Genomic DNA, 9,244 nt, shown 5'->3' with positions numbered 1-9,244 from the left:
CCTCAAGGTGCTCAAGGTAACACAGGTGCTACCGGTGCCACTGGACCTCAAGGTGCTCAAGGTAACACAGGTGCTACTGGTGCCACTGGACCTCAAGGTGTTCAAGGGAACACAGGTGCTACCGGTGCCACTGGGCCTCAAGGTAACACGGGCGCTACCGGCATAGGAGTTACCGGACCTACTGGACCTTCTGGTGGGCCTCCTGGACCTACTGGACCTCAAGGACCGGCGGGTGCTACTGGTGCCACTGGACCTCAAGGCGTCCAAGGACCAGCAGGTGCTACTGGTGCTACTGGACCTCAAGGCGTTCAAGGTAACACGGGTGCTACCGGTGCTACTGGACCTCAAGGCGTTCAAGGACCAGCAGGTGCTACTGGTGCTACTGGACCTCAAGGCGTTCAAGGTAACACAGGCGCTACTGGACCTCAAGGTGTTCAAGGTAACACAGGCGCTACTGGACCTCAAGGTGTTCAAGGGCCAACGGGTGCTACTGGTATAGGAGTTACCGGACCTACTGGGCCTTCTGGTGGGCCTCCTGGACCTACTGGACCTCAAGGTAATACAGGTGCTACCGGACCTCAAGGTATTCAAGGGCCGGCGGGTGCTACTGGTGCCACTGGACCTCAAGGCGTTCAAGGACCGGCGGGTGCTACTGGTGCCACTGGACCTCAAGGCGTTCAAGGGCCAACGGGCGCTACTGGTATAGGAGTTACCGGACCTACTGGGCCTTCTGGACCTAGCTTCCCTATAGCAACAATTGTTGTAACAAACAACATTCAACAAACAGTACTACAATTTAATAACTTTATCTTCAGTACTGCAATTAACGTAAATAATATTATCTTTAATGGCACAGACACAGTTACAGTTATCAACGGTGGTATTTATGTAATTAGCGTATCCATCTCTACAACTGCACCAGGATGTGCGCCACTCGGAGTAGGAATTTCAATAAATGGAGCAGTCGCAACTGACAACTTCTCTTCAAATTTAATAGGCGACTCACTTTCATTTACTACAATCGAAACATTAGCTGCAGGAGCAAACATTTCTGTCCAATCTACTCTTAACGAGATTACGATCCCTGCAACAGGAAACACTAACATTCGTCTAACTGTATTTAGAATCGCTTAAATTTCACTATTTATTGTTTATAGCAAATAAAAAAAGAGCGAGAAATTTCGCTCTTTTTTGTTATGTACAATAATTCATTACTATTCTAATTCAATTGAAACATTTTTTTGTGGTACGAATGTAGAAATTGCATGTTTATAAATAAGCTGTTGCTTACCTTCTGTTTCCAGTAGGACTGTAAAATTATCAAATCCTTTAATTAATCCACGAAGCTGGAAACCATTTAATAAGTACAGCGTAACAAACGTATTCTCTTTACGGAGTTGATTTAAAAACTGATCTTGAATATTGATTGATTGCTTCATGTCGAATCCTCCTCTTTTTCTCTACTTACTATTATTCGACTTTAGTTGTAGCTTTCCTTCTATGTATCGTAAAATTTCTGACGTTTTTTCACCGTCTGTAACATCAAACCATGTGACATCCATCTTATTACGGAACCACGTTAATTGACGTTTTGCATAACGACGTGAATTCGTCTTTAATTGTGATACCGCTTCTTCTAAAGAGACACGATCCTCAAAATAATCATATATCTCTTTATACCCAATCGCTTGAATAGATTGACAATCTCGTATCCCTCGATTATACAACCCTTCTACTTCTTCTAATAAACCTTGGTCCATCATTATATCAACTCGTAAGTTAATGCGATCGTATAGCATTTCACGATCCATTGTCAAGCCAATTAAGGAAACATCGTATAATAACTCGTTTTCTTGTTTTTCAAGTTGATCACTCATTTTTTCACCCGTCGTGTGGAAAATTTCTAACGCCCTAATGACACGGCGTACATTATTTGCATGAATACGCTCAGCGCTTTCTGGGTCTACTTCCTGTAATTTCTTATGTACATATTCCACACCACGTTCTAATGCTAACTTTTCCATTTGTTCTCGGTATATAGCATCACCAGCATCATCCGTAAACTGATAATCGAATAAAACAGATTGTATATACAGACCAGTTCCACCAACGATAATCGGCAATTTACCACGCTCTGTAATCTCGCGAATATGCTTACGAACACGTTCTTGAAATTCGGCAACCGAAAATGATTCTTCCGGATTTTTTATATCAACCATATAATGTGGAATTCCGTCCATCTCTTCTTTCGTCACCTTTGCGGTTCCAATATCCATCGTACGATAAATCTGCATGGAATCTCCACTTATAATTTCACCATTTAACGCTTTGGCAAGATCAATACTTAACTTCGTCTTCCCAACAGCAGTTGGTCCAATGATGACAGCAACTTTTTCACGTTGCACTTCTCCCATATCATTCAACTCTCTTTATGTAATGTACTCCATCTATTGATTATACCCAATCTTACCAATTTTAACGGCATGATTGCAAGTTCTTTCATTACGGTACATGAAATTATAAATAAAAAAGAACATAGTTTGTCCAATTCCGCATATATATGATTAAAAATACCTTCGAGAGGATGAGTTAACTATGAAACAATCCACTATCAATTTTTCATCTTTGACAAAAGACCTCATTTTAGCTACTGCTACAAAAGAACACAATTGTTCACAAGAAGAATTATACTTCGCCTTAAATTGTTTACTACGTTCTTTTCATTCTGCTCTCCAAGAAACAACATTACATCTAGAAAATAAAGATACAGAGTATATACAAAACCAATTTTGCAGCGCATATAAAATTATTACAGGTAAAACTATTTATCCTTTTCAATAATCCATAAAAGGCGATTGCTTACATACTTTCAAGCAACCGCCTTTTATATTAATACATATATACTACTCTATAACTTTCACTTTTACAGATTTGCGCCCCCAGCTATTCGCACTACCATCTGAGCCAACTAAAACATCAATACGATTTCCTTTAATCGCACCACCAGTATCTCCAGCAATCGCTTCTCCATATCCTTCTACCCATACTTTTGATCCAAGTGGAATTACTTTAGGATCAACAGCAATTACTTTCATATTTGGATTAGCTGTTAAGTCATGCCCCATTGCAGTTAATACACGACCACCATACGAACCATTCTCACTCGGATCTGCTGTATATGCTGTCGCTTCTACCGTTATTTCACGTCCACTAGTCGGTGCACTTGTTTCATTAGATTTCGCAACTTGTTTCGTAGTTGACTGCTGTTTTGCCACAGGTTTACTTGATTCTACATTCTTAACAGATTCTTTACTCTTAGCTACTTTATTACTTTTAACCGGCGTATTTACTCTTTCCGGCGCTTCTTCTTTCGTTGCAACTTCTTTCTTTTCAATCACTGGTGCCGTTCCTGTTAAAAATGGCACATGAACATATCCTGTTTTTCCATTATAGTCAAATTGCAACCATTCATTTTGAACTTGATTTGTCGTTTCAATTACATCATTTTTATTCAGTTTTCCAAGAATTTCTGAGTCAGTATTCGCTCCAGCGCGAACATTTAACACACCCGCCGTTACATAATATGTACTTTTTGTAAATTCAGCACTTACAAACGCTTCTTGACCATTTAATTTAATTTTTGTCCATCCGTTTTCTGTATTTACAACATCTAATTTATTTCCACTTAACATTTTACCTACAAGCTTAGACTCTACAGTTGGGTTTTCTCTAACATTTAATACGTCTGTTGTTACAATCGTTTCCGCTTTCGCAGAACCTGCAAAAATCCCAAGACCAAAAACTGCCGCCGTTGCTATACCTAATAATTTTTTCATGAATAGCCTCCATTTGCTTTGTTTTCGTATTTTTATTATAGCAACGGATTTTTAAGATTTTTAGAAAACACACAATTACAAACCATTCGTAATATACGATTAATGAGCTGTAACATAAATTTCCATATTAATGAATTACATTTCCTATAGAATTTCCAATAGTTTTCATATATTTTCCACATACAAGCACCAGAATTTTTTTCCAGAAAAAATTACAGTATTACTTTTTTGTTACAAAAAAATCATATTTCATTACATCTTTTACCAAAATTCATCATTCTCCAATTATCAACCTCCTTTTTTGTAATAAAAAGGAGCAGCTAATAAAAGCTACTCCCTTTACACGTATTATTTAACTTTCTTTTTCCAAATTCCCATCATAAGAGCAGAAACAACTGCCCCTATCAATATCGAGAAAATATATAACACTGGTTTATTTACTAAAGCGATAACAAACAATCCACCATGCGGTGCTGGTAATGTAATTTGGAATAACATTGATAATGCACCTGCAATACTTGAACCGACAACACAACTGACAATTACCCGAACCGGATCTGCTGCTGCAAATGGAATCGCACCTTCTGTAATAAACGATGCCCCCATAATATAATTTGTTAAACCAGACTTACGTTCCGCTTCTGTAAACTTCGATTTAAAGAAGGTAGTTGCTAACGCAATTGCAAGCGGTGGCACCATACCACCAGCCATAACCGCTGAATGCACCCCAAAGTTCTTCGCTTCTATCGCAGCAATACCAAACGTAAATGCTGCTTTATTAATTGGACCACCCATATCAATTGCCATCATCGCACCTAAAATAAGACCTAGTAATATAGCATTTGTACCGTTCAAACCATTTAACCATCCTGTTAACATTTCATTCAATGCTACTACAGGCGGAATTACTACTTTTTGCATAACAACTCCTGTAATCAATAATCCAAAGACTGGATATAACAAAACAGGCTTAATTCCTTCTAACTGTACTGGTAACCCTGAAAATAATTTTTTCAATCCTAAAACAACATATCCGGCTAAGAAACCAGCAATTAATCCACCTAAAAATCCAGCATTCGCATGTGCCGCTAAAAATCCTCCGACAACACCAGGCATAAAACCAGGACGATCAGCAATAGAACTAGCAATAAATCCTGCTAAAATTGGTACAAGGAATAAAAATGCCCCTGTTCCCCCTCCTCCAATAGACATGAACAATTCAGCTAAAGGACCTTCTGCTTTTATACCACCAAACGAAAACGCTAGCGCAATTAAAATCCCGCCACCAACAACGAATGGAAGCATATTACTTACGCCGTTCATTAAATGCTTATAAATTCCTAATCCATTTTCTTTCTCCGTATTTTCTGCCTTTCCATCCTCTTTTACACCTTTAAAGATTGGTGCATCCTGTTTTACAGCACGATTAAGAAGTTTTTCAGTTTTTCTAATCCCGTCAGCGACTGGCACTTGAATAACATGTTTACCAGCAAAACGATTCATTTCTACTTGTTTATCTGCCGCAACAATTATAGCTGTTGCGCGTTCAATATCCTCTTTCGTTAAACCGTTTTTTATACCTGTTGATCCATTCGTTTCAACTTTAATTGCAATTCCTAGCTCTGCTGCTTTTGCTTTCAAGCTATCTGCAGCCATATATGTGTGAGCGATTCCAGTCGGGCAAGCTGTAACAGCTAATACATACGGTTCATTCCCTTCTGGTTTTGCAACTTCAACCTCTTCTTCTTCTTTTTCATTTTCTTTTTCATCAAATAAACGAAGAAGTTCTTCTTCATCCTTTGCTTCTAACAATTGCTTACGAAACCCTTCATCCATTAATAGTGTAGATAGGCGTGATAACGTTTCTAAATGCGTATTATTCGCCCCTTCACTTGCAGCAATCATAAAAAATAAATGCGCAGGTTGTCCGTCAAGCGATTCATAGTTGATACCGCTTACACTTCTACCAAAACAAATCGCTGGTTGCTTAACAGCTTTTGTTTTCGCATGAGGTATAGCAATCCCTTCACCAATGCCGGTTGTACTTTGTGACTCCCGCTTTAAAATAGCTTCTTTAAATTCAGCTTTACTATTTAAACGATTTGCCCCGTTTAATTTCTCAACTAATTCATCTATGACAGCTTCTTTATTTGAAGCTGTCAAATTCATAATAACTGTATCCCTTTTTAATAGTTCTGTAATTTTCATATGTTGCTTCCCCCTATCGCTTAGTTACAATTACTTGCGACAATAATTCTTCTACTTTTTCCTTTTCACATAAATCAGCTGAAAATGCTGTTGCACTCCCTGTAGCAACGCCATATTGAAATGCCTTTTCAATATCTTTTGTCTGTTCATATTTACCTACAAATCCCGCAACGAGAGAATCTCCAGCCCCAACCGAATTAATTACAACACCTTTTGGAATAGTTGCTTCATATATACCTTCTGCCGTAAATAATAAAGCCCCATCTCCGGCCATTGATACGATAACATGCTCTACACCTTGTTCAATTAATTTTCTTCCATACGGTAAAATATCTTCTGCTGTTGAAATTTCTACTCCAAATAACTCACCAAGTTCATGATGATTTGGTTTTATTAAAAATGGTTTATTTTTAACTACATGTTGCAAGGCACTACCACTTGCATCTACTACTACACGAATGCCTTTTTCAGCTCCGAACGCTGCGATTGATTCATAAAAAGTAGTTGGAATAGACGCTGGTACACTTCCAGCTAGTACAACACAATCTCCCTTTTGCATACTTTCAATTTGTTTCATTAATTGTTCAAATTGTTCCTTAGTCACACTAGGTCCTTGCCCATTTAATTCTGTTTCTTCTTTCCCTTTTATTTTCACATTAATTCGAGTATCTTCATTTACTTGGATAAAGTTTGTTATTACACCTTCCGTCTGTAATACATCTTTAATAAATCGACCGGTAAATCCACCAGTAAATCCTAGCGCTACATTTTCAACACCTAAACGATGAAGAACACGAGAAACATTAATCCCTTTCCCTCCAGGAAACTTCATATCTTTTTCTGCTCGATTTACTGCGCCTAACTCTAAGGAATTAACTTGTACTATATAATCAATAGATGGGTTTAAAGTTACTGTATAGATCATTGTTTATCAGCCTCAATTACATTGGTTTGTCTTTTATATTTTTCTAAATCAATTTCTAAATGGTTTGTAATAATATTCGCCTCTTCAACGTTGGCAATTTTCGCAAACGCAACTTCCGAAAACTTACTTTCATCAATTAAGAAATATCCTTCATTTGCTAATGTTAATGCCATTTGCTTTAAAAGCGCCTCTTCCGGATCTGGTGTTGTAAAACCAAGCTGTTCATGTGCACCATTCGCCCCTAAAAAACATTTATCAAAACGATACTTCTGCATACTTTCCTGTGCCATGGCACCGATTAAAGCTTTCGTCCTACTCTTCATCATTCCGCCTAGTAAATAAGCACGAATATTATTTTCAACTAAAGCTTCAATATGCATAAGTCCATTCGTAACGACAGTAACATCCTTATTTATTAAAAATGGAATCATTTCAAATGTTGTACTTCCTGCATCTAAATAAATGCAATCACCTTGTTCCACAACGCTAGCCGCATACTTCGCAATTTGTTGTTTTATCTGAATGTTTTTGGATGATTTTTCAACCATCGTCGGCTCCTGTCCTTTTCCTGTTAAAACAGCCGCACCACCGTGAACTCTTTTTAATAACCGTTGTTTTTCCAATTGCGCTAAATCACGACGAATTGTTGATTCAGAGCTCGCTGTTCTTTCCACTAATTGCTGTAATTTAACAACCTTCTGCTCTTTTACAAGTTGCAATATCATTTGATGACGTTCAGGAGTTAACATTTTATTCACCTCTTCTTTGATTACAGTATAATGAAAACGATCACAAAAATCAACCATAAACATTCATAAATAACCAAAAACAATCACAAACAGTTATAAACAGTTATAAACAACAAAAAGAAACCCATTTGATTGTGATATCAAATGGGTTCCTTTACTCGCTTCACTTATAGGGAAGCTTTATATATGCTTAAAACATCGTCTTTATTTAATTTTTTAAAGTTACCAAATTCGCCATTAGCCATCGCTTTATCCACCATTAAATCAATTTCATTTTCTCCAATAGCGTAATCAGATAACTTTACTGGTGCCTCAATTGAAGTCCAAAATTGACGTAAAGCCTCAATTCCTTCTAACGCAATTTCTCGATCAGTCTTTCCATCTGTTTCTACATCGAATACACGAATAGCGAACTGTTTAAAACGACTTACATTTTCATCTACAACATGCTTCATCCAGTTCGGGAATAGAATCGCAAGGCCACCCCCGTGTGGTATGTCATGAACCGCAGAAACTGCATGTTCAATATTATGAGTTGCCCAGTCTCCTTTTACTCCCATCGCTAAAATCCCGTTTAACGCCATAGTACCGCAATATAAGATCGTTTCTCTATGCTCATAATTTTCTAAATCACTTAAAAGCTTAGGAGCTGTCTCAATTACTGTTTTTAAAACAGATTCACAATAACGATCTTGTAATTCTGTATTTGTTCCATGATGGAAATATTGCTCTAATACATGTGACATAATATCTACCATACCGTAAATCGTTTGATCCCTTGGCACAGACGCAGTATGGAGCGGATCTAAAATTGAAAACTGAGGGAAAGTAACTGGGCTACCCCAGCCATATTTTTCATTCGTTTCCCAATTTGTAATGACAGAACCAGCATTCATTTCAGATCCTGTTGCCGCAAGCGTAAGTACGGTACCAAATGGTAATGCCTCATTGGCAAATGCTTTTTTCGTTACAATATCCCATACATCTCCATCATATTTGCTACCAGCTGCAATTGCCTTCGTACAGTCAATTACACTTCCTCCGCCAACTGCTAAAATGAATTCAACACCATTCTCTTTACAAATTTGAATTCCTTTCTTTACAGTTGATACACGTGGATTCGGTTCAACACCTGTCAATTCAAATACTTCCGCATTTATATCCTTTAAAATAGAAATTACATTATCATAAATACCATTTCTTTTAATGCTGCCTCCCCCGTATACGAGAAGAACTTTTTTACCGAACTGTGGAATTTCAGTTTTCAATTGCTCTAATTGACCTTTACCGAAAATAAGTTTCGTTGGATTACGAAATACAAAATTTTGCATATCCCTTTACCATCCCTTCTATATAAAAAGCAACTATACTTTTGTATACCATATTTTTTTCATTTTACAAAAATATTTGCCTAACGAAAAAATCTCAGCCTATAGGCTGAGATTTTTTTCAGGCTGTGGAGAAAGTCTTTTCCACAGCCTGTTTTTGTGTCTGAACCTCTTTTTATGTGTCAACACTGATAAAAA

The 9,244-nt window shown here is 37.6% G+C and carries 9 protein-coding genes; 2 read left to right on the top strand and 7 right to left on the bottom strand.

The annotated features are described in order from the left end of the window. The coding region (locus tag FH036_RS26790) for a Gly-Xaa-Xaa repeat protein (RefSeq protein ID WP_139896429.1) at positions 1 to 1,134 on the top strand (1,134 nt) is incomplete at its 5' end. A gap of 80 nt (positions 1,135 to 1,214) precedes the next feature. Here the strand turns inward: FH036_RS26790 and hfq are convergent. Together hfq and miaA are read right to left on the bottom strand one after the other, a co-directional pair. Next, positions 1,215 to 1,439 (bottom strand): RNA chaperone Hfq, encoded by a 225-nt coding sequence (gene hfq, locus FH036_RS26785; RefSeq protein WP_000813896.1) that lies wholly within the window; start codon positions 1,437 to 1,439, stop codon positions 1,215 to 1,217. Positions 1,440 to 1,460: 21 nt separating this feature from the next. Further along, positions 1,461 to 2,414, bottom strand: coding sequence for a tRNA (adenosine(37)-N6)-dimethylallyltransferase MiaA (miaA, locus tag FH036_RS26780; RefSeq protein WP_000504941.1), 954 nt, complete (start codon positions 2,412 to 2,414; stop codon positions 1,461 to 1,463). 181 nt (positions 2,415 to 2,595) lie between these two features. Between miaA and FH036_RS26775 the strand changes: the two genes are divergently transcribed. Further along, entirely contained in the window at positions 2,596 to 2,841 is a 246-nt protein-coding gene (locus FH036_RS26775) for a hypothetical protein (protein ID WP_000814415.1), read from the top strand. A gap of 62 nt (positions 2,842 to 2,903) precedes the next feature. Here FH036_RS26775 and entD read toward each other — a convergent pair whose 3' ends face one another. The 5 genes from entD to FH036_RS26750 all read right to left on the bottom strand — a co-directional run bounded on the left by entD (position 2,904) and on the right by FH036_RS26750 (position 9,049). Beyond that, the gene (gene entD / locus FH036_RS26770) at positions 2,904 to 3,836 is read right to left on the bottom strand and encodes a cell wall-binding protein EntD (RefSeq protein ID WP_000734631.1); all 933 of its coding nucleotides are present in this window, start codon (positions 3,834 to 3,836) and stop codon (positions 2,904 to 2,906) included. A gap of 348 nt (positions 3,837 to 4,184) precedes the next feature. Next, positions 4,185 to 6,044, bottom strand: a complete 1,860-nt coding sequence (locus FH036_RS26765; protein WP_000704628.1) for a PTS fructose transporter subunit IIABC — start codon at positions 6,042 to 6,044, stop codon at positions 4,185 to 4,187. Positions 6,045 to 6,057: 13 nt separating this feature from the next. Continuing rightward, positions 6,058 to 6,969 carry a 1-phosphofructokinase gene (gene pfkB, locus FH036_RS26760; protein WP_139896428.1) on the bottom strand — a complete coding sequence of 304 codons (912 nt, stop codon included), beginning with the start codon at positions 6,967 to 6,969 and terminating at the stop codon, positions 6,058 to 6,060. Next, a complete protein-coding gene (locus FH036_RS26755; protein WP_000957267.1) occupies positions 6,966 to 7,718 on the bottom strand; it encodes a DeoR/GlpR family DNA-binding transcription regulator in 753 nt (250 codons plus the stop codon). The genes pfkB and FH036_RS26755 overlap by 4 nt, the downstream gene beginning before the upstream one ends. Before the next feature lie 167 nt (positions 7,719 to 7,885). Continuing rightward, positions 7,886 to 9,049: an iron-containing alcohol dehydrogenase gene (locus FH036_RS26750; RefSeq protein WP_139896427.1), complete on the bottom strand. Its 1,164-nt coding sequence runs from the start codon at positions 9,047 to 9,049 to the stop codon at positions 7,886 to 7,888. Positions 9,050 to 9,244 lie beyond the last annotated feature (195 nt).

Source organism: Bacillus sp. CD3-5, assembly GCF_006349665.1.
GTDB lineage: Bacteria > Bacillota > Bacilli > Bacillales > Bacillaceae_G > Bacillus_A > Bacillus_A paranthracis.
The sequence above is the reverse complement of the archived record's forward strand: the minus strand, read 5'-3'. Positions and strand labels throughout refer to the sequence as shown.